At 39.8% G+C, this 23,686-nt stretch carries 21 protein-coding genes and 1 tRNA gene; 21 read left to right on the plus strand and 1 reads right to left on the minus strand.

The features are described from left to right. Positions 1 to 18 precede the first annotated feature (18 nt). The 15 genes from racE (at position 19) to IQ283_RS06995 (ending at position 16,605) form a co-directional block, all read left to right on the plus strand. On the plus strand, positions 19 to 816 hold the full coding sequence (gene racE, locus IQ283_RS06925) for a glutamate racemase (protein WP_194219367.1): 798 nt from the start codon (positions 19 to 21) through the stop codon (positions 814 to 816). A gap of 210 nt (positions 817 to 1,026) precedes the next feature. After that, a complete protein-coding gene (locus tag IQ283_RS06930; RefSeq protein ID WP_194219368.1) occupies positions 1,027 to 2,112 on the plus strand; it encodes a GerMN domain-containing protein in 1,086 nt (361 codons plus the stop codon). A gap of 202 nt (positions 2,113 to 2,314) precedes the next feature. After that, entirely contained in the window at positions 2,315 to 3,073 is a 759-nt protein-coding gene (rph, locus tag IQ283_RS06935) for a ribonuclease PH (RefSeq protein ID WP_194219369.1), read from the plus strand. Next, positions 3,066 to 3,659: an XTP/dITP diphosphatase gene (locus IQ283_RS06940; RefSeq protein WP_194219370.1), complete on the plus strand. Its 594-nt coding sequence runs from the start codon at positions 3,066 to 3,068 to the stop codon at positions 3,657 to 3,659. Before rph ends, IQ283_RS06940 begins: the two co-directional genes overlap by 8 nt. A gap of 108 nt (positions 3,660 to 3,767) precedes the next feature. Continuing rightward, complete coding sequence (locus tag IQ283_RS06945; RefSeq protein ID WP_194219371.1) at positions 3,768 to 4,283, plus strand: metallophosphoesterase; 516 nt, start codon at positions 3,768 to 3,770, stop codon at positions 4,281 to 4,283. Between the two features lie 97 nt (positions 4,284 to 4,380). Continuing rightward, a tRNA-Arg gene (locus tag IQ283_RS06950) sits at positions 4,381 to 4,457 on the plus strand. A 414-nt stretch (positions 4,458 to 4,871) separates the two neighbouring features. Then, positions 4,872 to 5,900, plus strand: coding sequence for a tetratricopeptide repeat protein (locus tag IQ283_RS06955; RefSeq protein WP_194219372.1), 1,029 nt, complete (start codon positions 4,872 to 4,874; stop codon positions 5,898 to 5,900). Between the two features lie 259 nt (positions 5,901 to 6,159). Then, complete coding sequence (tig, locus tag IQ283_RS06960; protein ID WP_194219373.1) at positions 6,160 to 7,452, plus strand: trigger factor; 1,293 nt, start codon at positions 6,160 to 6,162, stop codon at positions 7,450 to 7,452. Positions 7,453 to 7,779: 327 nt separating this feature from the next. Continuing rightward, positions 7,780 to 9,054, plus strand: coding sequence for an ATP-dependent protease ATP-binding subunit ClpX (clpX, locus tag IQ283_RS06965; protein WP_194219374.1), 1,275 nt, complete (start codon positions 7,780 to 7,782; stop codon positions 9,052 to 9,054). A gap of 131 nt (positions 9,055 to 9,185) precedes the next feature. Beyond that, the gene (lonB, locus tag IQ283_RS06970) at positions 9,186 to 10,853 is read left to right on the plus strand and encodes an ATP-dependent protease LonB (RefSeq protein WP_194219375.1); all 1,668 of its coding nucleotides are present in this window, start codon (positions 9,186 to 9,188) and stop codon (positions 10,851 to 10,853) included. A gap of 253 nt (positions 10,854 to 11,106) precedes the next feature. Next, complete coding sequence (gene lon, locus IQ283_RS06975; protein ID WP_194219376.1) at positions 11,107 to 13,428, plus strand: endopeptidase La; 2,322 nt, start codon at positions 11,107 to 11,109, stop codon at positions 13,426 to 13,428. Next, on the plus strand, positions 13,425 to 14,006 hold the full coding sequence (gene yihA, locus IQ283_RS06980) for a ribosome biogenesis GTP-binding protein YihA/YsxC (RefSeq protein ID WP_194219377.1): 582 nt from the start codon (positions 13,425 to 13,427) through the stop codon (positions 14,004 to 14,006). Before lon ends, yihA begins: the two co-directional genes overlap by 4 nt. 282 nt (positions 14,007 to 14,288) lie before the next feature. Further along, a complete protein-coding gene (locus tag IQ283_RS06985) occupies positions 14,289 to 15,104 on the plus strand; it encodes a transporter substrate-binding domain-containing protein (protein WP_306558415.1) in 816 nt (271 codons plus the stop codon). 79 nt (positions 15,105 to 15,183) lie between these two features. After that, positions 15,184 to 15,843, plus strand: coding sequence for an amino acid ABC transporter permease (locus IQ283_RS06990; protein ID WP_160918640.1), 660 nt, complete (start codon positions 15,184 to 15,186; stop codon positions 15,841 to 15,843). A gap of 21 nt (positions 15,844 to 15,864) precedes the next feature. Next, on the plus strand, positions 15,865 to 16,605 hold the full coding sequence (locus IQ283_RS06995) for an amino acid ABC transporter ATP-binding protein (RefSeq protein ID WP_276511803.1): 741 nt from the start codon (positions 15,865 to 15,867) through the stop codon (positions 16,603 to 16,605). Positions 16,606 to 16,628: 23 nt separating this feature from the next. Here IQ283_RS06995 and IQ283_RS07000 read toward each other — a convergent pair whose 3' ends face one another. Then, positions 16,629 to 17,105, minus strand: coding sequence for a LiaI-LiaF-like domain-containing protein (locus tag IQ283_RS07000; RefSeq protein ID WP_194219378.1), 477 nt, complete (start codon positions 17,103 to 17,105; stop codon positions 16,629 to 16,631). A gap of 241 nt (positions 17,106 to 17,346) precedes the next feature. Between IQ283_RS07000 and hemA the strand changes: the two genes are divergently transcribed. Genes hemA through hemL form a run of 6 tightly spaced genes read left to right on the plus strand, consistent with a single transcriptional unit; the run spans position 17,347 to position 23,573 of the window. Next, positions 17,347 to 18,720: a glutamyl-tRNA reductase gene (hemA, locus tag IQ283_RS07005; RefSeq protein ID WP_194219379.1), complete on the plus strand. Its 1,374-nt coding sequence runs from the start codon at positions 17,347 to 17,349 to the stop codon at positions 18,718 to 18,720. 17 nt (positions 18,721 to 18,737) lie between these two features. Beyond that, complete coding sequence (gene ccsA / locus IQ283_RS07010) at positions 18,738 to 19,565, plus strand: cytochrome c biogenesis protein (protein ID WP_194219380.1); 828 nt, start codon at positions 18,738 to 18,740, stop codon at positions 19,563 to 19,565. 30 nt (positions 19,566 to 19,595) lie between these two features. Then, positions 19,596 to 20,525, plus strand: coding sequence for a hydroxymethylbilane synthase (hemC, locus tag IQ283_RS07015; protein WP_194219381.1), 930 nt, complete (start codon positions 19,596 to 19,598; stop codon positions 20,523 to 20,525). A 26-nt stretch (positions 20,526 to 20,551) separates the two neighbouring features. Then, the gene (locus IQ283_RS07020) at positions 20,552 to 21,268 is read left to right on the plus strand and encodes a uroporphyrinogen-III synthase (protein ID WP_194219382.1); all 717 of its coding nucleotides are present in this window, start codon (positions 20,552 to 20,554) and stop codon (positions 21,266 to 21,268) included. Positions 21,269 to 21,280: 12 nt separating this feature from the next. After that, positions 21,281 to 22,258, plus strand: coding sequence for a porphobilinogen synthase (hemB, locus tag IQ283_RS07025; protein WP_194219383.1), 978 nt, complete (start codon positions 21,281 to 21,283; stop codon positions 22,256 to 22,258). Positions 22,259 to 22,286: 28 nt separating this feature from the next. After that, positions 22,287 to 23,573 carry a glutamate-1-semialdehyde 2,1-aminomutase gene (gene hemL, locus IQ283_RS07030; protein ID WP_194219384.1) on the plus strand — a complete coding sequence of 429 codons (1,287 nt, stop codon included), beginning with the start codon at positions 22,287 to 22,289 and terminating at the stop codon, positions 23,571 to 23,573. The last annotated feature ends 113 nt before the right edge of the window (positions 23,574 to 23,686 follow it).

The raw sequence follows: 23,686 nt of genomic DNA on the forward strand, positions 1-23,686 counted from the left end.
GTAGAGAGGCGAAATATTTTGAAGAAACCAATCGGGGTTATTGATTCAGGTGTTGGCGGGCTAACGGTAGCAAGAGAGATTATGCGACAGCTACCAAAAGAAGAAATTGTTTATTTAGGTGATACAGCAAGATGTCCTTATGGGCCTAGAACGGTTGCTGAGGTGAGGCAGTTCACCTGGGAAATGACGAATTACCTATTAGAGCAATACCATATTAAAATGCTCATTATTGCTTGTAATACTGCGACGGCTGTCGTTCTTAAAGAGATTCAAGATGAACTATCTATCCCCGTAAGAGGTGTTATTCACCCTGGAGCAAGAAGTGCTTTGAAAGAAACGACAAATAAGTATGTTGGAGTAATTGGAACGACTGGTACTGTAAAAAGTCGAGCTTACGAGTACTCCCTTAAAGCTATTGATAATGATATTAAAGTGGAAAGTCTTGCGTGCCCTCCCTTTGTGCCGCTGGTCGAAACCGGAAATCTGAACAGTGAAGAAACGTATCAGACTGTCAGAAGCACGCTTGCCCCATTGATGGATAAAGGAATCGATACCCTGATATTAGGATGTACACATTATCCATTATTAGAATCAGTGATTCAATCAGTCATGGGAGACGATACAGCCATTATTTGTTCAGGCGATGAAACAGCATATGAAGTGAGTGGTATTCTAGAGTACAGTTCACTTTTATATACAGGTGATGAACGTCCATCGCATACATTTCTTACAACTGGATCAATTGACAACTTCGCTAGGATTGCGAGCCATTGGCTGGATTATCCTGTCGCTAATGTTGAACGTATCGAACTCTAATCTATCAAAGGTTAGAGTTTTTTAGTTATCTAAAAAATTAATCTTTCTCAAAAAAATTTCTAGAAATCACCAAGGTTCAATATCGTAGCCAATTTTTGAAGCTCGTATCTCTCCTAATAAATGATAAAACAAGTTATTCAAATTACTCAGGTATAAATTGAAATATAACTCGTATAAATGGTAGTACAAACCATCCGGGGAGGGATAGCTATGCGTTTACGCGGAATTGGGTTCGCGCTATTGTTGCTTTCATGTATATTAACAATATCTGGTTGCGGTTTCGGTTTTGAAAAATCATTAAAGGAAATCGATCCTCCTAAAGTCGATTATGTAAAAGATGGAGAACAGATGGAGGATAATGAGACAGGTGCTACAAAAGAAGGTGAAGTAGAAGAAGCGACGGGTGAAGAGGCGGCTGATGAAGCCACTGGAATGACGACTCGTCAACTCTATTTACTTGATGCCAATGGAATGGTTGTGCCACAGAGCGTTCAACTTCCTGCCGTAGAAGGTGCTGCAAAACAAGCGTTAGAATACCTTGTTGTTGATGGTCCAGTGACAGAAATGCTTCCTAACGGCTTTAAAGCTGTGTTGCCTGCTGGAACTGTTATCCAGGGCGTTGATCAAGTTGATGAAACGGTGGTTGTAGATTTCTCAAATGAGTTTAAAGATTATGCTGCAGAAAATGAGAAACAAATTCTTGAGGCTGTCACTTGGACATTAACTCAATTTGACGGAATTGAGAAGGTGAAAATTCAAATCAATGGCTATGATCAACAGGAAATGCCTGTGAATGGGACGCCAATCGGTGAGAGTGTTAGCAGGGCGAATGGGATTAACCATGAGATGGGTAATGTGGTTGATGTTTCCAATAGCGAAGATGTAACCGTCTATTTCATGGCACAAAGTGAAGACTATGCATACTACGTCCCAGTTACGAAACGCATGGAAGGCGTCTCGGATGATGTGCGAGGCGTATTGAAAGGACTAATGGAAGGACCGGCAGTTCATTCCGGCTTATTTAGTCAACTATCTAAAGACGTAAAATTATTGAAGGCTGAAGAGGAAGATGGTTTATTAACGCTAGATTTTAATGAAGCGATCTTAACTGGATCAGAAGAGATGGTTATTCAGAAAGATATTATAAATAGTCTGGTTCTTTCGTTAACCGAGAAGGAAAGCATTAATGAAGTAGCTATTACTGTTGATGGTCACCCAGAAGTCATTGATGAAGCTGGTAATGCTTTGTCAGAACCAGTTTCAAGGCCAGAAGACGTTAACAAAGTGGGTTTTTAAAATAGAATATGATACGATTAAGAGGCAGGTGTACTGCCTCTTTTTCTATTTAAATGAAGGTTAGTTAGGCTTATTACGATTAAATTCATGGGTCATCTGAAATTCAGTAACGTTTATTAACATAGTCTAGAAAAGATAAAAGGTAGTTTCATTAAATGGTTATGATTTAGTAATGAAAGAGATGGGGAACAGGAGGAAGAGTATGAGAATTGATGGACGTAAGGAAGATGAGCTTAGAGCGATACATATTGAAAGAGATTATATAAAGCATCCGGAAGGTTCTGTATTAATTACTGTAGGAGATACAAAAGTGATTTGCTCTGCATCAATAGAGGATCGCGTACCACCTTTTATGCGAGGACAGGGGAAAGGGTGGATTGCAGCCGAGTATGCTATGTTGCCAAGAGCTACTGAACAAAGAAACATTCGTGAATCAAGTAAAGGGAAAGTTGCTGGTCGAACAATGGAGATTCAGCGACTAATTGGAAGAGCACTTCGGACGGTAGTTGACCTTGAAGCACTTGGAGAACGCACGATTTGGATTGATTGTGATGTAATTCAGGCAGATGGCGGCACTCGAACTGCTTCTATTACTGGCGCATTTGTAGCACTTGCACTGGCTGTAGAAAAAGGTATGAATCGAAAGCAAATTAAGAAAATGCCATTAACTGATTTTCTTGCAGCCACTTCGGTAGGAATTGATCAAGGTGGAACGGCTTTATTGGACCTTTGTTATAAGGAAGATTCCTCTGCTCATGTGGATATGAATATTGTTATGACTGGTAGTGGGGAATTCGTGGAACTACAGGGAACAGGTGAAGAAGCAACGTTTAATATGAATCAATTAAATGAAATGCTTGCGCTAGGTAAAGATGGTGTTGAGAAATTGATTCAGAAGCAAACAGAAGTGATCGGTGAGTTTGCTTCAAAAATAAAGGAGGAATCTACGGACGATGCGTAAACTTCTTATTGCAACAAAGAATGAAGGTAAAGTAAGAGAATTTAAGAGAAGGTTCGAGTCAGAAGAGCTTACTGTAATTTCTTTATTGGATCTCGAAGAAGCGCCTGACGTGGCAGAAACTGGTCATACTTTTGCGGAGAATGCCGTACTAAAAGCCGAAGCCATTATGAAATTAACAAACCAACCGGTTATTGCGGATGATTCTGGGCTTGTCATAGATGCACTTGATGGTGATCCCGGGGTTTATTCGGCTAGATATGCAGGACTCGATAAAAATGATGAAGCAAACATGGACAAAGTTCTCGAAGAAATGAAGAATGTACCTGAAGAAGATCGTGGAGCTTCTTTTCAATGTATTCTAGCGGTCGCCATCCCTGGTCAAAACACGGAAGTTTTTTCGGGTTCATGCAAGGGGACAATTGCTTTTGAACGTTCTGGAAACTACGGGTTCGGTTATGATCCAATTTTCTACCTGCCTTCATACGGTAAAACGATGGCTGAACTTTCTCCTGAAGAAAAAAATGCTATCTCACATAGAGGACAAGCTCTTGATCGTTTAGAAAAGGGATTTAAGGATTTATTTTAAAACATATGGATAACTAATGATTTGAACTCGTTGAATATACGGCTTCTTTGCCTGAGTTAACATTAATAGCATTCATGACTCGACTCTAAATTGAAGAGGTGACGTGAGATGAAAGTTCTAGTTGTAAGTGATAATCATAGTTCTAACGAAGAATTGCAGAATCTTGTAGAGAGACATCAAAATGAAGTCGAATGTATGATCCACTGTGGAGATTCAGAATTTGATTATGATGCATCTGAAATGCTACCTTTTCAGGTGAGAGTGAGTGGAAACTGTGATTATGACCATCGTTATCCAGATGAATCGGTCGATAAAGTAGGGAACAAAACTGTTTTTACGACCCATGGACATTTATATAATGTGAAAATGACGTTAATGAAATTGCAGTATAAAGCTGAAGAAGTACAAGCGGATCTTGTTTGTTTTGGTCATTCTCATGAGGTCCTATCTGTATTTGAGGAAGGAACACTGTTTCTTAATCCTGGTAGTGTCAAACTTCCGAGAAAACCGCCGATTCAAACTTATGCGATTGTAGAATGGTCTGAAAATGATGTTAGCGTGACGTATCGTGATGAAAATGGGGAAATAGTAGAAGATCTTTCAAAAATATTTTCTCTCACTTAGGAAAAAAACACAGCGAAGGCTGTGTTTTTCTAGTTTTTCTATTGACATTATTTTTGATATTCGTTATATTAATAAATGTCGCTACAAACTAAACAATGTCCCAGTAGCTCAGTAGGATAGAGCAACAGCCTTCTAAGCTGTGGGTCGGGAGTTCGAATCTCTCCTGGGACACCATATCTATAACGTAAAGGCATTTATCCTTGTGATAAGATGGCTTTTTTTTTTATACTTTGAGCTGTGTGAATGAACGTTGTTGATTTTTGGCTGATTTTCACCATGTGAAAATAAGGTTTCACTTGAATGAGCCCAAAACGACATTTCATCAATATAACCTAACATAGCTTGCACTTTAATGAGTACGTTCAGAAACGGTGCTGTATTGTGACTTGCTTTCAGGGGAACAATCACGTATCGTAGCGCTTTACTAATAGAGCGTGTTAAACAACAAACAAGCGGGAATAGAACCTGTAACGTGCTTCAACTTGAGTTTACAGGTGGATACTGATAAACTGATACCTAATCGTAGCTGCGCCTTTCCTGCTGTAAACTCTTTTAATAGAGAATATAAGAGAGTGGAGCGATTACGTCATGGATAAAGAAAAGCATGAGAGGAAAATAGTTTATTTTCCAAACGTGGCAGGCAAACTTGTCGAAAAAGGAATGGCAGCACTTAAAGCTAAAGAAATTAAAGAGGCACATAAACATTTTAGTCAGCTACTTGAAATCGAACCAGATCATCCTCAAGGGAATTTTGGAATGGTCCTAAGCCTGGTTGAAATGGGCGATTTAAAAGAAGCATCTGAACGCTGTGAAACAATGATGCAGCAGGGTATCGGGGACTATTACGACATTTTTCAAGTATACATATCAATTTTAGTTCAGCTTGGAAAGTATCAGAATGTAGTTACGATGATCGAAGCGGTATTGCAAGAAAATCAACTTCCGTCAAATATAGCGGAATCGCTCTATCAGCTATTGCATTTCAGCAGGCAAATGACGAGTTATGATATCGATTCTGACGATGAGTTTGAAACTGTCCAAGAGGAAGATGCAGACAAGCTGATTGCTTATTTAGAAAGCGATAAGACGGAAAAACAGTGGTTGGCTATACAGAAACTGAGCGCTGTTAATGAGAAAAAGTCTATTCCAGTTTATCTTACATATTTAAATGCAACAGATAAGGATCCCCTCCTTAAAAGCCTGGTGTTACAGGTGTTAAGAGAAAAAGAGTTGAATCAAGAAGTTATCGTACATAAGTTTGGAAGAGAGATTACTGTAAATCCTTCCGAATTGAAGGATATTTTTCTGCAGGACTTTTCTTTAAGCGTTAAATCGAAACTATCTCATGTGGTGGAACAGAAAAATCCAGCTCTTTTTGAGATGTGTGTGCAAATTTGGTGGCATTATTTGTTCGCCATTTCGCCATTTGAGGCCGAACCATCGAACAGTGCTGTTTGGGCGGCAGCTGTTCATAAAGTGGCTTCTGAAATGAATGGTGAAGACTTGTTAAATGAGGAGCTTAGCGATTATTATGAAGTTAAGTCTTCTGAATTTGAGGTGGCTGCAAATCGGATCATGAACATTGAAAATCAGCCATTTTATCGCCCGTTTGAGTAGAAATACATGGAAATAGAATGTTTTGCCTTGCGATCATTCGGGAACATGGGTAAGCTGTACTATGGTTACGCGGTTTACAATCATACCGTATGTGTTGAAAAGTAACTGTTCTATGTTATAATAAAATGGTTGCAAACCCATATTTACTAGTAAAAGAGACCGTTTAAAAGACAGCAGACGCTTTTATACTCCAAAAGGCGTCATCTTTTTTAAACGCTCGATTAGTGGAAATATATTTATTGTTGGAGGTAATGTGTAAATGACTGCAAATTGGGAAAAGCTTGAAGGTAATCAGGGCGTTCTTACAGTAGAAGTAGACGCTACTGAGGTTAATAGTGCGCTGGACGAAGCGTTCAAAAAAGTCGTAAAACAGGTTAATGTACCTGGATTCCGTAAAGGTAAAATGCCACGCTCTCTTTTCGAAAAGCGTTTTGGTGTAGAATCTCTTTATCAAGATGCTCTTGATATTATTCTTCCTAAAGCTTATTCAGAAGCTATCGATGAATCTGGTATCGAGCCAGTTGATCGTCCGGAAGTAGACGTGGAGCAAATGGAAAAAGGTCAAAACTTGATCTTCAAAGCAACAGTAACTGTTAAGCCTGAAGTAAAACTTGGCGAATACAAAGGTCTTGAAGTTGAAGAACAAGAGACAAGCGTTACAGATGAAGAAGTGGAAGCAGAGCTTAAGTCACTTCAAGAAAAGCAAGCTGAGCTTGTTGTTGTTGAAGATGGAGAACTTCAAGAAGGCGATACAGCAGTAATCGACTTCGAAGGTTTCCTTGGTGAAGAACCATTTGAAGGTGGACAAGGCGACAACTATTCATTAGAAATTGGTTCAAACACTTTCATTCCTGGCTTTGAAGAGCAACTAATTGGTGAGAAAGCTGGTGCTGAGAAGGAAGTAACAGTTACTTTCCCTGAAGAGTATCATGCTGAGAATCTTGCTGGTCAAGAAGCAACATTCAAAGTTAAAATTCACGACATTAAGCGTAAAGAACTTCCTGAGCTTGATGATGAGTTCGCTAAAGATGTAAACGAAGAAGTAGAATCACTTGATGAGCTTAAGAAAACAACGAAAGAAAATCTTGAGAAACAAAAAGCAGAAGATGCTGATGTTCAAAAGAAAGACACGTTGATTGAAAAAGCTACTGAAAACAGCGAGATTGACCTTCCATCCGCTATGGTAGATGCAGAAGTTGACCGCATGCTTCAAGAATTTGAACAGCGTCTTCAACAACAAGGTATGAACCTTGAAATGTACTACCAATTCTCTGGTCAGGATGAAAAAGCACTTCGTGAGCAAATGCAAGAAGACGGTGAAAAGCGCGTGCGTACTAACCTAACTCTTGAAGCAATTGCTGAAGCTGAAAATGTGGAAGTTTCTGAAGAAGAAGTGAATGAAGAACTTTCTAAAATGGCTGCAATGTACAACATGGAAGAAGAACAAATTCGTTCAATGCTTACTATGCAGGGTGGCACTGATGCACTTAAAGGTGACCTACGCATCCGTAAAGCAATCGATGTTCTTGTAGACAACAGTAAAAAAGCTTAATACAAGCTATTAGATTGGCTTATTTGAAACAAGGCGCTTAATCGCGCCTTGTTTTTACAAAAAGAAGTAGTAATGAAATGAAACAAATTTGCTAAACATAGTAGTAAGACAAAGAACTTGATACATAATAAGCTTTAAAGAGTCGTTTTATTTCGTATCCTTTTGCGTTATATGATACAATTTCATTACATAAATAGGATGAGAAACCAGTGGTGGATGCCCGTTAAGATTACTTCATGAGTAATTAAAGTTCAATTGGACTGACGGAGTTCCTTTGCAGATAGACCTACTCGGATTTCATCGAGATCAAAGGTTAGGGGTGAATTCATGTTTAAATTTAACGATGAAAAAGGACAACTTAAATGTTCTTTCTGTGGTAAAACGCAGGATCAAGTCCGTAAGTTAGTAGCAGGACCAGGTGTTTATATCTGTGATGAGTGTATTGAATTATGCACTGAAATCGTTGAAGAAGAACTTGGAACTGAAGAAGAGGTGGACTTTAAAGAAGTACCGAAGCCTCATGAAATTTGCCAAATTCTTGATGACTATGTCATTGGGCAGGAAAAGGCGAAAAAATCACTTTCAGTAGCCGTTTATAATCACTATAAGCGTATTAATGCATCATCTAAACCTGATGATGTTGAGCTTGCGAAAAGTAATATTGCACTAATTGGACCAACAGGGAGCGGTAAAACGCTTCTCGCACAAACGCTAGCTAGAATTCTGAATGTGCCTTTTGCTATTGCGGATGCTACGTCATTAACTGAAGCTGGGTATGTTGGGGAAGATGTTGAGAATATTCTTCTTAAACTCATTCAAGCTGCAGATTACGATGTAGAAAAAGCTGAAAAAGGGATCATCTACATTGATGAAATTGATAAGGTAGCTCGTAAATCTGAGAATCCTTCTATTACACGTGATGTTTCTGGTGAAGGTGTTCAGCAAGCGCTACTCAAAATTCTTGAAGGTACAACTGCTAGTGTGCCTCCGCAAGGTGGACGTAAGCATCCTCATCAAGAATTTATTCAAATTGATACAACAAACATTCTCTTCATTTGCGGGGGAGCGTTTGATGGAATTGAACAAATTATCAAGCGTCGTCTTGGTAAGAAAATTATTGGATTTAGTGGCGAAGCAAAACAAGAAGATCTTAAACCAGGTGAATACCTAGGTAAGGTTCTTCCTGAAGACCTCCTTCGTTTTGGACTGATTCCTGAATTTATTGGCCGTCTTCCGGTTATTGGAAGCCTTGAGCCTCTAGATGAAGAAGCACTAGTAGAAATTCTTACAAAACCTAAGAATGCATTAGTGAAGCAATATCAAAAACTTCTTGAACTTGACGATGTTGAACTGGAGTTTGAAGATGATGCACTAGTAGAAATTGCGAAACAAGCAATTGAAAGAAAAACTGGTGCACGTGGACTTCGTTCGATTATTGAAGGAATTATGCTTGATGTTATGTATGACCTTCCTGCTCGTGAAGAGATTAAGAAGTGCGTACTGTCAGCTTCTACAGTAAGTGAGAAGACTACGCCTAAATTGATTCTTGAAGATGGTTCTGTTATCGACGAAGATAAGAAATCACCTAAAGAAAGTGCATAATTTCAAAGCCAATCGCCTGTGGGTGATTGGCTTTTTTGTGAGATGCCCTATCCAATTTGTGGATTGCCGGTTTATGGAACGAAACCTCAGGAGATACTAGTTCTATTGATCAATCTTCAGGAGGTAGGAGTATGAATTGGACAGGGATAGCACTAGCGATACAATTATTTTTTGGAATAGTGATCGGATTGTATTTCTGGAATTTGCTTCGGAATCAGCGAACCCAGAAAGTTTCAATAGATAAAGAATCGCGAAAAGAAATGGAGCATTTACGTCGATTAAGAAGTATTTCGCTAAGCGAACCGCTATCAGAACGTATTCGGCCAACTGGGTTTTCTGAGATTGTTGGTCAAGAAGAAGGGATTCGTACGTTAAGAGCCGCCATCTGTGGACCTAATCCGCAGCACGTGATTATATATGGACCGCCTGGGGTAGGCAAGACAGCGGCCGCCCGCCTCGTTCTAGAGGAAGCTAAGCGAAACCGTGGAACGCCTTTCAAAAATTCAGCCGTTTTTGTAGAACTAGATGCTACTACGGCACGCTTTGATGAAAGAGGAATTGCTGACCCTTTAATTGGTTCTGTTCACGACCCTATTTATCAAGGTGCGGGAGCTATGGGGCAGGCAGGCATTCCTCAGCCAAAGCAAGGAGCTGTTACGAATGCGCATGGAGGGATCCTCTTTATTGATGAAATTGGAGAGCTTCATCCCATTCAAATGAACAAGCTGCTAAAAGTTCTAGAGGATCGAAAAGTGTATCTTGAGAGTGCTTATTATAATGAAGAAAATACAAATATCCCCAACCATATACACGATATTTTCCAAAATGGATTACCAGCAGATTTTAGAATGATTGGAGCGACTACGAGAACTCCAGAAGATATTCCGCCGGCCATTCGTTCTAGATGTATGGAAGTTTATTTCCGTGAGCTGAGCCAGGAAGAAATCGCTCGTATAGCGACTAGAGCAGCGAAGAAATTAAACCTTACGCTCGATAACGATGGTATTGAGCGGGTTAGTCGCTATGCTAGAAATGGTCGTGAAGCGGTTAACTTAATGCAAATTGCGGCAGGACTGGCGATTACAGAAAATAGAGGAAGCATTACTGCGGCCGATATGGAATGGGTCATCCATGCCAGTCGACTTACGCCAAGACCAGAAAGAAAAATCCCTCTTTCCCCAGCAACAGGTGTTGTTAATGGGCTCGCAGTTTATGGACCAAACATGGGAGCTTTACTTGAAATTGAAGTGACAGCCGTTAAAGGGAAACTAGAAAAAGAAGGCTCTGTTACTATTACAGGTATTGTTGAGGAAGAAAGCATCGGGAATCAGTCAAAGTCGATCCGAAGAAAGAGCCTTGCGAAATCTTCTGTTGAAAACGTTATGACCGTATTAAAATCGATGGGGCTACCAGTGGGGGCTTATCATCTACATATTAACTTTCCTGGAGGTGTTCCTGTAGATGGTCCCTCAGCAGGGGTTGCTATTGCGACAGGTATATACTCTGCTGTTAAGGGAAGTCCTGTTAATCATAAAGTTGCAATGACTGGTGAAATTAGCATTCATGGGTTTGTTAAACCTGTCGGGGGCGTTTTTGCCAAAGTAACAGCTGCACGGGATGCTGGTGCTGAATTAGTCCTCATCCCATATGAGAATAATGAAGAAATGCTGAAAGTCATAAAAGGTATTACTGTAGTACCGGTAAAACATCTGTCAGAAGTATTTGACGCAGCCTTTATGATTGAAAAAGCGCAAGAATTTCCTTCCATTGTAATAGGAAAATCCCAGCCCGGAAGTTAGGGGGCGGGGATTTTCTTTGTGCATTGAAGAAAAGTCAAAGAAAAACGTGAAATAAATTAGATCAGCTAACATAGCTAAAAAAGACTGCCAGGCGCGTTTTTCTATTGTAAGTAAGTTTTTTTGGAGTTTGAGCAGGGATGATTAGACAAGTAGAAGAAACTTAGGATACAATGAAGTACAACTTATCAATAGAATAAGCTCGGATAATTGCGAATCATAACGTTTTTTAGTTTGTTGTCTGGAGGTGCCGTGATTGAAGAATGAACATAAAACATTGCCATTGCTGCCTTTAAGAGGTTTGCTTGTTTACCCATCAATGGTTTTACATCTTGATGTAGGACGTGAGAAGTCTGTACAAGCACTTGAGAAGGTAATGATGGATGACCAGAAAATTTTTCTATCTACACAAAAAGAGGTGGAAATTGAAACACCTGAAGTAAAAGATATCTACGAGATTGGAACACTTGCAACGGTTAAGCAAATGCTGAAATTGCCAAATGGCACAATAAGAGTGCTTGTTGAAGGGCTCCAACGAGGAAAAATTGTAGAATTTAAAGATACAGAAGAGTTTTATGAGGTTGAAGTAGAGCAAATTAATGAAAGCGCAGATAAGAACGTTGAAGAAGAGGCATTAATGCGAACAGTTCTTGATTTATTTGAACAATACATTAAAGTTTCTAAGAAAGTGACCGCGGAAACATTTGCTTCTGTAAGTGATATCGAGCAGCCCGGACGGCTTGCTGATATTATTGCTTCTCATCTTTCATTAAAGATTCGCCAAAAGCAAGAAATTCTAGAAACCTATAGTTCACAAGAACGATTAAATAAGCTGATTGAAATTCTTCAAAATGAAAAAGATGTAATCGATCTTGAAAAGAAAATTGGTCAGCGTGTAAAACGGTCGATGGAGAAAACACAAAAAGAGTATTATCTTCGCGAACAAATGAAGGCGATTCAAAACGAACTGGGTGAAAAAGAAGGTAAAACTGGTGAGATCGCAACACTGAAAGAGAAAATTGAAGAAGCGGATATGCCTGAATCCGTTCAAGAAATGGCGTATAAAGAGCTTGATCGGTATGAGAAAATTCCGCAAAGCTCTGCTGAAAGTTCTGTTATTCGTAATTATATTGATTGGTTAATTCAAGTACCCTGGTCAAAAGAAACGACGGATAACCTAGATATTAATCATGCAGAAAAGATTCTGGATGAAGATCATTACGGTCTTGAGAAAGTAAAAGAACGTGTGCTAGAATATCTTGCTGTTCAGCAACTCACCAAATCTCTCAAAGGACCAATTCTTTGTCTTGTTGGACCACCTGGTGTAGGGAAAACATCACTTGCAAGATCTGTCGCTCGTTCCATTGGACGAGAGTTTGTGCGAATTTCTCTTGGTGGTGTGCGTGACGAGGCTGAAATACGAGGTCATCGTAGAACCTATGTTGGAGCTATGCCAGGTCGAATCATCAGAGGGATGAAAAAAGCAGGCACTGTTAACCCTGTTTTTCTATTAGATGAAATCGATAAAATGTCTAATGACTTCCGTGGTGATCCATCATCTGCCTTATTGGAAGTGCTTGATCCGCAACAAAACAACACATTTAGTGATCACTATATTGAAGAGCCGTATGATCTGTCGAAAGTGATGTTCGTAACAACAGCTAATAATCTTGCAACGATACCGGAACCACTTCTTGATCGTATGGAAGTCATTCAAATTGCAGGGTACACTGAAATTGAAAAAGTGAATATTGCTAAGAATTATCTTGTACCAAGACAGCTTGAAGAGCACGGATTGAAAAAAGGTAATCTTCAGCTCAGAGAAGAGAGTCTTTATAAGCTTGTGCGTCACTATACGAGAGAAGCTGGTGTTCGTAATCTTGAGCGCCAAATTGCTACGGTTTGTCGAAAAGCAACGAAATTAATTGTTTCAGGTAAGAAAAAACGCGTTATTGTTACTGAAACTATGCTTGAAGAGCTGCTTGGACATCCGAAATTTCGTTATGGTGAAGCTGAGAAGGAAGATCAAATTGGAACGGCCACGGGTCTAGCTTATACGACGGCTGGTGGAGACACCCTTGCTATTGAAGTTTCCCTATCACCTGGTAAAGGTAAGCTCATATTAACAGGGAAACTTGGCGATGTGATGAAAGAATCAGCTCAAGCTGCGTTTAGTTATATTCGCTCTAAGTCAGAAGAGCTATCCATTGACCCGTCGTTCCATGAGTCGAACGACATTCATATTCACGTACCAGAAGGGGCTACTCCAAAAGATGGTCCATCAGCAGGGATTACAATTGCCACGGCTCTTGTATCAGCATTAACAGGCAAGGCTGTTCGAAGAGATGTAGGGATGACCGGTGAGATTACGTTACGTGGACGTGTTCTGCCGATTGGTGGACTTAAAGAAAAATCGCTTAGTGCGCATCGAGCTGGTTTAACCACTATCATCATGCCAAAGGAAAATGAAAAAGATCTGGATGATATTCCAGAAAGCATTCGCAAAGATTTAACATTCCTTCCAGTCTCACATTTGGATGAAGTGTTAAAAACCGCACTTGTGGGGGAGAATAAATGAAAGTAACGAAATCAGATTTTATAATTAGTGCTGTTAAGCCAGAGCAATATCCTGTAGATGGTTTACCTGAGATTGGCTTAGCTGGCCGATCTAACGTAGGGAAATCTTCTCTTATTAACACGCTAATTAATCGAAAGAATCTTGCTAGAACATCACAAAGACCTGGTAAAACCCAAACGCTTAATTTTTATTTGATTAATGAGCTTTTGTATTTTGTGGATGTTCCTGGTTATGGCTTTGCTAAAGTATCCAAGAAAGAAAGAGATGCCTGGGGGCGTATGATTGAGACTTATTTAACTGATCGAGATCAGCTTAAAGCGGTCATTCAAATTGTTGATTTACGTCACTCTCCATCTAATGATGATGTCGTGATGTACGATTGGTTAAAGCACTATGAAATACCAGTAATTGTTGTAGCGACGAAATCGGATAAAATCCCTAAAGGAAAATGGGATAAACATTTAAAAGTCGTTAACCAGACGCTGAAAATTGAACCATCCGACAAACTCGTCACGTTTTCTTCTCATACTGGACAAGGTAAAGAAAATGTATGGGGTGCAATTAAATCTTATTTGTAGTTATCAAGCCCGGTCAATAGATCGGGTTTTTCTTTATGGTTATTTTTCAGATAATTAGCAATTTAAGGTTTTCAATTCAAATAGAAAGGGAATGGAAATAAAATGAAGGAAACAGAAGGATATAGAGGCTGGTTTTCTGTTATCCGCTCTTAGGGGGAATTAGGAGGTGTACAAGCCGCAAGTCAGAATTGAAAGAAATGTCTAAAAATTGGTATTATAAAAGTATCGCAGTTTACATAATCCTAACTGCAAGTTTGAAAAGTCGTTTAAGGGGGACACGTGATGATGAAAAGAAAGTGGAGTTTTCTAACCGCAATAATGTTATTGTTTGTGCTTGTTTTAGCCGCTTGTGGAGGGAACGAAGAAGAAAGTGGATCATCTGGTTCTGAAGGAGACGACGGTCTAGAATTAACAGAAGACGGTAAATTCAGCTACGTCGTTTCGGGTGAATTTCCACCGTTTAGTACAGTAGATAAGAATGGAGATCTTGATGGCTTTGACGTAGCAGTTGGTAAAGCCATCGCAGAAAAGTTAGATCTTGAACCCGCTGTAGAGAAATTTAAATTTAGCGGTATGGTATCGGCCATTCAGTCAGGTCGTTATGATGCGGCAGTAGCTAGTCATACGATTACGGATGAGCGTAAAGAAGCAGTTAATTTTAGTGAACCATACTACTATTCGGGACCTGTACTTTATGTTCAGCCTGGAAGCGATATTAAGAGTGTAGAAGATTTAAGTGGCAAAGATGTCGCTGTATCTAAAGGTTCCACTTACGAAAAATCAGCCGAAGAGTACACTGATAAGATTTCAAACTACGATAGTGATCAAACTGCACTGCGTGCATTAAGTGAAGGAAAGCATGATGCAGTTATTACAGATGACATTACAGGCAAGCAAGCAATCGAAGAAGATTTCAAGATTGAGAAGGTTGAGCAACTTGGTACGAGTGAACAAGCTGTTGCCATTAAGAAAGAGAACTCAAATCTTCTTGAAGCCGTTAACAAAGCTTTAGAAGAGTTAAAAGAAGATGGAACACTAACAAAGCTAAGTGAGGAATACATCGGAGTAGACATCACCCAGAGTCCTGACAGTGAGTAAGGAAAAGGAATGTGTGCGATGTGCGCACATTCTTTTTTTTAACCTGTTACGTTACTGAATTCTAAGGAGCTGATCGCACTTGCCAACTTTTGCTCATTTTTTTGAAACATTATTAGAAAGCTACCCTGTTTTCTTTGAAGGTTTATGGCTAACGATTCGAGTTACATTCGTATCTGTTTTAATAGCTGTTTTTATTGGACTGTTTTTTGCACTTTTTAAAATATCTCAATCAAAAATACTTAATTGGATCGCGAATGTGTATATCGCTGTCATTCGAGGTACACCACTTATTGTGCAAATCTTTATTTTCTATTTTGGTTTAACTGAATTCAACATTCCGAAATTCTGGGCTGCTTCGATCGGACTTGCTCTCCATAATGGGGCTTATATTGCAGAGATCTTTCGAGGTTCGATTCAATCAATCGACAAAGGTCAGATGGAAGCAGGACGCTCTCTTGGAATGAGTCATACTCTTGCTATGAGACGGATTATCCTTCCACAAGCATTCAGACGAGCACTTCCGCCACTGGGTAACCAATTTATCATTGGTTTGAAAGATTCCTCTCTAGCAGCCTTTATTGCTCTACCAGAATTGTTTAGCGTTGCGACTACGCAGGGAGCAAGAACGTTTGATGAGATGACGTATTTACTTATAGTTGCTGTATATTATCTTGTGTTGGTTCTAATCTTTACGTTCTTAGTTAACCTTCTTGAGAAACGACTATCAGCTAGTGATTAAGAAACCAGAGAGGTGTTAGAAATGGCCGAAAAAGCTGAAATGATTCGAGTAGAGAAATTGAATAAATCCTTTGGTGACCTCCATGTCCTAAAGGATATTGATCTTGAAGTTAATGAAAGTGACGTTGTTGTTCTGATTGGAGCTAGTGGTTCAGGTAAAAGCACCTTGCTACGCTGTATGAATTTTCTTGAAATCAAGAATAGCGGGAATGTAATCATTGAGGGTGAAACAATCGATCCTAAAAGAAATGATCTAAATAAAGTAAGGCAGCGTGTTGGAATGGTGTTTCAACATTTCAACTTATTCCCGCATAAATCCGTTCTAGAAAACGTCATCGAAGCACCGTTAATGGTTAAGAAATTGAAACGTGCTGAGGCTGAGAAGGAAGGCAAAGAACTTCTTGCGAAGGTAGGGCTAGCTGATAAAGCAAATGTGTATCCGAACAAACTTTCAGGTGGGCAAAAGCAGCGAGTTGCAATAGCACGTTCACTTGCGATGAAGCCAGACATTATGCTTTTTGACGAGCCGACTTCGGCGCTTGATCCTGAACTTGTAGGAGAAGTTCTTTCAACTATGAAGGAATTAGCGAAAGAAGGAATGACCATGGTAGTGGTCACACATGAAATGGGCTTTGCGCGCGAAGTTGGAGACTGGGTCGTATACATGCACGACGGTAAAATTGTAGAGAAGGGTCACCCGAACGAACTGTTCAACGATCCAAAAGAACAGAGAACACAAGACTTTTTAAGTTCAATTCTATAAAAAAAGTAAGGAGCTGCAGCTCCTTACTTTTTTTTCGTTACAAGATAGATACCGATTGCAATTAAAACAAGGGGCCAGAATTTTCCTACGAAAGAAAAAGTAGTCGTAAGCCAAATTTCTAACCCGGTGTATAGAAGTTCAATAATGGATATAGCAAGTAGAATTAAACCTGGAATGAGGCCAGTTTTCTTGGTCTTATAATATGTAACGAGATAGGCAGCACTTAATATAAGGGTATACATGCCCCAGCTGTCTGGCCAGATAGCGAGTTTATTGACGAAGTAGAAATGGACACCAAGGCCAAGTAGGAGTACTCCAGGAAAAAGCATGTTTCCTTCTCTCGCAATGAAGCCTTGAATCATCATCGCTACACCGATAACGATTAGGATTACTTGCCAATTCATTAGTTGCTCAGAAAAAGGCAGATTTAACGTTTGTGAGAGATAATAAAGGCCGATTCCGATAAATAAAACACCCGGAAAAATACTTTGACGTTTCAATGAAAATCCTCCTATTGTCAGAAATACGCATTTTTTGCTATACAATTGATTTTCTGGTACATTAATAGTTGTATGACTACTAATAATATGCAGAGATAATACTTTCTTCATCATATCATAATTGCTTTCATAGTCTGTTCACATTTCATAACTCTGTGAGTTTTGTCACATGTTACAATAATTAGAGACGGTATGATAGCAAAAGATTAGTTTTAGCTAACAATTTTATGGGGGTGGAACGATGCACATCCTGGTCGTAGGGTTGAACCACAAAACAGCCCCTGTTGAAATACGAGAGAAACTTTCCTTTCAGGAGAACGAATTTCCTGAAGCATTAGATAAGTTGCGTCACTCTAAAAGTATTCTAGAAGCGGTGATCTTATCAACATGTAACCGTACAGAGTTATATGTTGTTGCTGATCAGCTTCATACAGGGAGATATTATTCAAAAGCTTTTCTATCTGAATGGTTTGGAATTGAGAAAGAAGAATTTTCACCATATCTAGTGATTCGCGAAAACGATGCGGCAACAGAACATCTTTATCGTGTAGCGGCTGGACTTGATTCGCTTGTCATCGGGGAGACGCAAATCCTTGGACAAGTTCGTGATGCTTTCTTGCTTGCTCAGGATTCAGAGACAACAGGAACAATTTTTAACCAGCTTTTTAAACAAGCGATTACTCTTGCTAAACGCTCCCATTCCGAAACCGAAATTGGAGAAAATGCCGTTTCGGTGAGCTATGCTGCAGTCGAATTAGCCAAGAAGATCTTTGGTGGACTTCAAAATAAACACGTTGTCATTCTTGGCGCTGGCAAAATGGGTGAACTCACTGCTAAGAATTTGCAAAGCAACGGTGTAGACCAAGTTACGGTCGTAAATCGAACGCTTGAGAAAGCGACAGAGCTTGCTTCTCGTTTTAAAGGACAGGCTCGTTCTATGGATGAAGTAGAAACTGCGCTTGCTGATGCAGACATTCTAATCAGTTCAACAGGCTCAACAAGTTATGTTCTAACCGAGCAAAATGTCAAACCTCTACTTAAAAAGCGAAGAGGTCGTCCATTGTTTATGGTAGATATTGCTGTTCCAAGAGATCTAGATCCATCACTTAATAATATGGACTCTGTTTTCTTATACGATATTGACGATCTAGAAGGGATTGTCGAAACAAACATTGCAGAGCGTAAGAAGGAAGCAGAGAAAATTGAACTAATGATTGAAGAAGATCTTGTTCAATTTAGAGAGTGGCTCAATACACTTGGCGTTGTACCGATGATTACAGCATTACGTACTAAGGCACTTGCGATTCAAGCAGAAACAATGAATAGTATTGAACGCAAACTGCCGAATTTAACAGATCGGGAACGAAAAGTATTGAGTAAGCATACCAAAAGCATAGTGAACCAGCTGCTACGTGATCCTATAGTGCGAGTGAAGGAGATGGCTGCAGAGCCAAATGCAGAAGAGTCGCTTGAGATCTTCACTAAAATATTTGCGATTGAAGAAGAGATTGAGAGAGAACTCCATAAGCAAAGAGTGAAAGAAAACGAAGAAAAAAGACAGCATGAATCCGTTGACTACTCCCCTTTATTACAGGTATCGCAGTTGCGCTCCTAGGAGAGGAGACATGATTTGTGACGAACGCCAGCTGGCTTTATGATATAACGATATTACTTTATGCACTTAGTGTGCTTGGGTATTTTATTGATTTCTTGCAGAACAACCGGAAAGTAAATCAGTTTGCTTTCTGGTTGCTTTCTATTGTCTGGATCCTGCAAAGTGCGTTTCTTGTAACGCAGATTATTGAAATTGGCGGATTCCCGATTTTAACACCTTTTGAGGGGTTATTTTTTTATGCGTGGGTGATTGTCTCGCTATCGCTCTTGATTAATTGGTTTTTTCGAGTCGATTTTTTTGTCTTTTTTGCAAATGTACTCGGTTTCAGCATTATGGCGATCAATTTATTTGCTACTCGAGAGCAGGCATCGAGTTTACTCACTGAACAGCTTATGTCTGAGCTTTCGATTATTCATATTACGATGGCTTTCTTATCATATGGAGCATTTTCACTTTCCTTTATTTTCTCGATTATGTATTTAACTCTCTATCAAATGTTAAAAGGCAAGAAGTGGAGCAAACGACTGAGAAGATTTGGGGATTTGTCACAGCTTGAGAAATTGTCTTATTTATGTAGCGTTCTAGGTGTGCCGCTTTTGTTACTGAGCCTGATTTTAGGAATCGTATGGGCTATCTTGAAAGTAGATACATTCAGCTTATTGGATGCAAAGGTTATTATCTCTTTCTTTGTTCTTGGCGCATATAGTACGTATTTATATCAAAAGGTAGCTAGAGATATGGAAGGGAAATCCCTTGCTTTATGGAACGTAGCGGCGTTTCTTATCGTTTTAATTAATGTCTTCCTTTCTGGAACATTTTCAGAATTCCATTTCTGGTATGTATAAGGGGAGCACTGAAAGTTTGGAGGATAAATGATGCGTAAAATCGTAGTTGGTTCAAGAAGAAGTAAATTAGCGATCACTCAAACAAAATGGGTGATCAGTAAACTAAAGGAATTAAATCCGGATGTTGATTTTGAAATCAAAGAGATTGTCACTCGTGGTGATAAAATTCTTGATGTTACGCTCTCAAAAGTTGGGGGAAAAGGACTATTTGTGAAGGAAATTGAAGACGCCATGTTAAGAGGAGATATTGATATGGCGGTTCATAGTATGAAGGATATGCCTTCTATTTTGCCTGAAGGATTAATGATTGGGTGTATACCTGAACGTGAAGATCATCGGGATGTGATTATTTCTGAATCGAAGAAGACGTTCAGAGAGCTTCCAGAAGGTGCCGTAATCGGAACTAGCAGTTTGAGACGTGGTGCACAGTTGAAAGCCATTCGTCCGGATGTGGAGATTAAGTGGATTCGCGGAAATATTGACACGCGTATACGTAAGCTTACAGATGAAGATTATGACGCCATTGTACTAGCTGCAGCGGGTCTACACCGTATGGGATGGTCAAAGGAGATTGTTACAGAATACCTTGATCCTGATTTGTGTGTACCGGCTGTTGGACAAGGCGCTTTATCGATTGAATGTCGAGAAAGTGATGATGAACTACGAGCTATTTTAAATCAATTCAGTGATTATGAAACGACGAAAACAGTATTAGCGGAGCGAGCTTTTCTTCATACCCTCGAAGGTGGATGTCAGGTGCCGATTGCCGGTCATGCGACGCTTAAGGATGAGACGCTTACGGTTACTGGATTAGTGGGAGAACCTGATGGTTCGATCATTATTAAGGAAATGGAAATTGGTGATGATCCTATCCAGGTAGGGAACACACTTGCAAATAGAATGAAAGAACAGGGAGCTAAGGATATCCTTGACCGTGTGAAAGAAGAATTAGACCAATGATCTCGCCGCTCTCAGGAAAGCGTGTATTGGTCACGAGAGCTCGGGAGCAGGCAACATCATTTACGAAATTAATTGAAGAAAAAGAGGGGATTTCTATTGAAATCCCTCTTATTTCATTCGAATCTCGGAATCAACTGTTGAATTCGATCACGTTGAGTGAATATAGCTGGATTGTGTTTACAAGTGCGAATGGTGTGCGGTTTTTCTTGAAGCAAGCGAAGGTTCCAAAAGGTGTAAAGGTTGCAGCGGTTGGAAGTAAAACAGCTAAGGCCCTAAAGCGATATGGGATTGAAATCAATCTTATGCCAAAGGATTTTATAGCAGAAGGGCTTGTAGCTGCTTTGTCTCGTAAGGCTGACCCAAATGAGAAGATACTATTACCAAGAGGAAATCTTGGTCGAGCAGTATTGCCGGGGCAATTAAGGGATCTTGGATTTAACGTAACTGACTTACCTATCTATGACACAGTCATTCCTTACGAGTCCAGGGCAGCATTGAAAAGAGTGATTGAAGAGCGGGAGTGTGATGTGATTACGTTCACTTCTTCGTCAACGGTCCACCATTTTAATCAACTTCTCCAAGCCGAGAATTTGAAAGATAAGCTTAAAGGGATCACAATAGTGGTAATCGGACCTATTACTGAAAAGACGCTACTGTCTTATGGGATCGTACCTCAGGTAGTCCCTGATCAATATACAATTGAAGGAATGCTTGATAGCCTTGAGCGTTTCTTTGAAAAATAGGAGGAAAGTATAATGGAAACAGGAAACTTTCATCGTCATCGTCGTTTAAGACGATCTGAATCAATGAGATCACTCGTGAGAGAAACCTATTTACATAAAGAGGATTTCATCTATCCCATATTTGCAGTTGAAGAAGAGAATGTAAAACGCGAAATTCCTTCTATGCCTGGTGTTTATCACTATTCATTAGACCGTTTGAATGAAGAGGTACAGGAAGTTGTTGACCTTGGCATTAAGTCAATTATGATGTTTGGTGTCCCAAATCATAAGGATGCGGTTGGATCAGAAGCATACTGTGATACTGGAATCGTGCAAAGAGCTATTGCACAAATTAAAGAAGCGTTTCCTGAATTAACTGTTATTGCAGATACATGTCTTTGTCAGTATACGGATCATGGCCATTGTGGTGTGATTGAGAATGGTTATGTACAAAATGACCAGTCGCTAGAGTTGCTTACGAAAACAGCGATTTCTCAAGCGAAAGCAGGAGCAGATATGATTGCCCCATCTAACATGATGGATGGTTTTGTTGCGGCAATTCGTCAAGGTCTTGATGAAGCGGGCTTTGTTGACGTCCCGGTGATGAGCTACGCTGTGAAATTCTCATCTGCTTTCTATGGTCCTTTCCGCGATGCGGCTCATAGTACTCCGCAGTTCGGAGATCGTAAAACGTATCAAATGGATCCAGCTAATCGACTCGAAGCTATTCGAGAAGCAGAGAGCGATATCGCTGAAGGGGCAGATTTCTTAATGGTTAAACCGGCTCTTTCTTATCTTGATATCATTCGTGAACTCAAAGATCGTTATCCTCTACCGATGGTTGCTTATAATGTAAGTGGGGAATATTCCATGATAAAGGCTGCGAGTCAGAACGGGTGGCTAAATGAACAAGATGTTGTCCTTGAGAAATTAACAAGCATGAAGCGCGCAGGAGCAGATTTAATTATCACATATTTTGCGAAAGATGCTGCTCGCTGGCTAGATCAATAGAACTGAAAGAGAGGGGTTGTTTGTGAAAATGGGTAATTTTGATCGTTCTAAGGAAGCTTTTCAAGAAGCATCTAAAGTAATGCCAGGTGGAGTGAACAGTCCAGTTAGGGCGTTTAAATCAGTTGGCATGGATCCTATTTTTATGGAAAAAGGAAAAGGATCTAAAATTTATGATATCGACCAAAATGAGTATATTGATTATGTCCTTTCGTACGGACCGCTTATTCTCGGTCATGCTGATGAACAGGTTGTTGATCGCCTTAAAGCTGTGACAGAGCTTGGAACAAGCTTTGGTGCACCAAGTAAGTATGAAACGAAACTAGCTGAACTAGTGATTGATCGAGTACCATCTATTGAAATTGTTCGTATGGTGAATTCAGGAACGGAAGCCACTATGAGTGCTTTACGTTTAGCTAGAGGATATACTGGCCGTAATAAAATCCTTAAGTTTGAAGGTTGCTATCATGGTCATGGGGATTCGTTATTAATAAAAGCGGGTTCTGGTGTTGCGACACTTGGGCTACCTGACAGTCCTGGCGTACCTGAGGGAATTGCGAAAAATACTATTACGGTTCCATATAATGATCTTGAAAGTTTACGTTACGCATTCAAGGAATTTGGAGATGACATTGCAGGCGTCATTATTGAACCTGTAGCAGGTAACATGGGGGTCGTCCCACCACAGCAGGGCTATCTTGAAGAAATTCGTAAGATAACGGAAGAGAATGGCACACTTCTTATTTTTGATGAAGTTATGACAGGCTTCCGCGTTGGGTATAATTGCGCCCAAGGATATTACAATGTTACACCCGATCTTACGTGTTTAGGTAAAGTTATTGGCGGTGGGCTCCCTGTTGGCGCTTATGGCGGTAAGAAAGAAATCATGGACCAAATCGCACCAAGCGGTCCGATTTATCAAGCGGGAACGTTAAGTGGAAATCCGCTAGCTATGACGGCTGGGTATGAAACCTTATCGCAACTCACGCCAGAAAGTTATGAGGAATTTGAACGAAAAGCAGAGCTACTTGGAGAAGGACTTTCAAAAGCTGCTGCAAAATACAATATCCCTCATACAGTAAATCGTGCAGGATCGATGGTTGGTTTCTTCTTTACTAATGAAGATGTGATTAATTTCGAAACAGCATCCTCTTCAAATCTTGAACATTTTACAAACTATTTTAAAGAAATGCTTGAACAAGGGATTTCACTTCCCCCTTCTCAATTTGAAGGAATGTTCCTGTCAACCGCCCATACAGATCACGATATTGATGAAACAATTGCGGCTGCAGAAGCGGCTTTCTCAAAACTTATCTAACCTAAAGCTACCGGCATTTGCCGGTAGCTTTTTCTATGATAAGAAATTGAAAACTTCTTCATTCTTTTTCAATTTAGACATAATCCTGTGAATCACTCATACATGTGTAATGT

The sequence above is a fragment of the Pseudalkalibacillus hwajinpoensis genome, assembly GCF_015234585.1.
GTDB classification, from domain to species: domain Bacteria; phylum Bacillota; class Bacilli; order Bacillales; family Guptibacillaceae; genus Guptibacillus; species Guptibacillus hwajinpoensis_B.

Excerpts from the sequence above, each read along its gene's own strand:
- IQ283_RS06930 (WP_194219368.1), top strand. The coding sequence starts at position 1,027 with ATGCGTTTACGCGGAATTGGGTTCGCGCTATTGTTGCTTTCATGTATA.
- hemC (WP_194219381.1), top strand. The coding sequence starts at position 19,596 with ATGCGTAAAATCGTAGTTGGTTCAAGAAGAAGTAAATTAGCGATCACT.
- yihA (WP_194219377.1), top strand. The coding sequence starts at position 13,425 with ATGAAAGTAACGAAATCAGATTTTATAATTAGTGCTGTTAAGCCAGAG.
- clpX (WP_194219374.1), top strand. The coding sequence starts at position 7,780 with ATGTTTAAATTTAACGATGAAAAAGGACAACTTAAATGTTCTTTCTGT.
- IQ283_RS06955 (WP_194219372.1), top strand. The coding sequence starts at position 4,872 with ATGGATAAAGAAAAGCATGAGAGGAAAATAGTTTATTTTCCAAACGTG.
- hemL (WP_194219384.1), top strand. The coding sequence starts at position 22,287 with ATGGGTAATTTTGATCGTTCTAAGGAAGCTTTTCAAGAAGCATCTAAA.
- IQ283_RS06985 (WP_306558415.1), top strand. The coding sequence starts at position 14,289 with ATGATGAAAAGAAAGTGGAGTTTTCTAACCGCAATAATGTTATTGTTT.
- rph (WP_194219369.1), top strand. The coding sequence starts at position 2,315 with ATGAGAATTGATGGACGTAAGGAAGATGAGCTTAGAGCGATACATATT.
- hemA (WP_194219379.1), top strand. The coding sequence starts at position 17,347 with ATGCACATCCTGGTCGTAGGGTTGAACCACAAAACAGCCCCTGTTGAA.
- IQ283_RS06945 (WP_194219371.1), top strand. The coding sequence starts at position 3,768 with ATGAAAGTTCTAGTTGTAAGTGATAATCATAGTTCTAACGAAGAATTG.
- tig (WP_194219373.1), top strand. The coding sequence starts at position 6,160 with ATGACTGCAAATTGGGAAAAGCTTGAAGGTAATCAGGGCGTTCTTACA.
- hemB (WP_194219383.1), top strand. The coding sequence starts at position 21,281 with ATGGAAACAGGAAACTTTCATCGTCATCGTCGTTTAAGACGATCTGAA.
- IQ283_RS06995 (WP_276511803.1), top strand. The coding sequence starts at position 15,865 with ATGGCCGAAAAAGCTGAAATGATTCGAGTAGAGAAATTGAATAAATCC.
- IQ283_RS06940 (WP_194219370.1), top strand. The coding sequence starts at position 3,066 with ATGCGTAAACTTCTTATTGCAACAAAGAATGAAGGTAAAGTAAGAGAA.
- lonB (WP_194219375.1), top strand. The coding sequence starts at position 9,186 with ATGAATTGGACAGGGATAGCACTAGCGATACAATTATTTTTTGGAATA.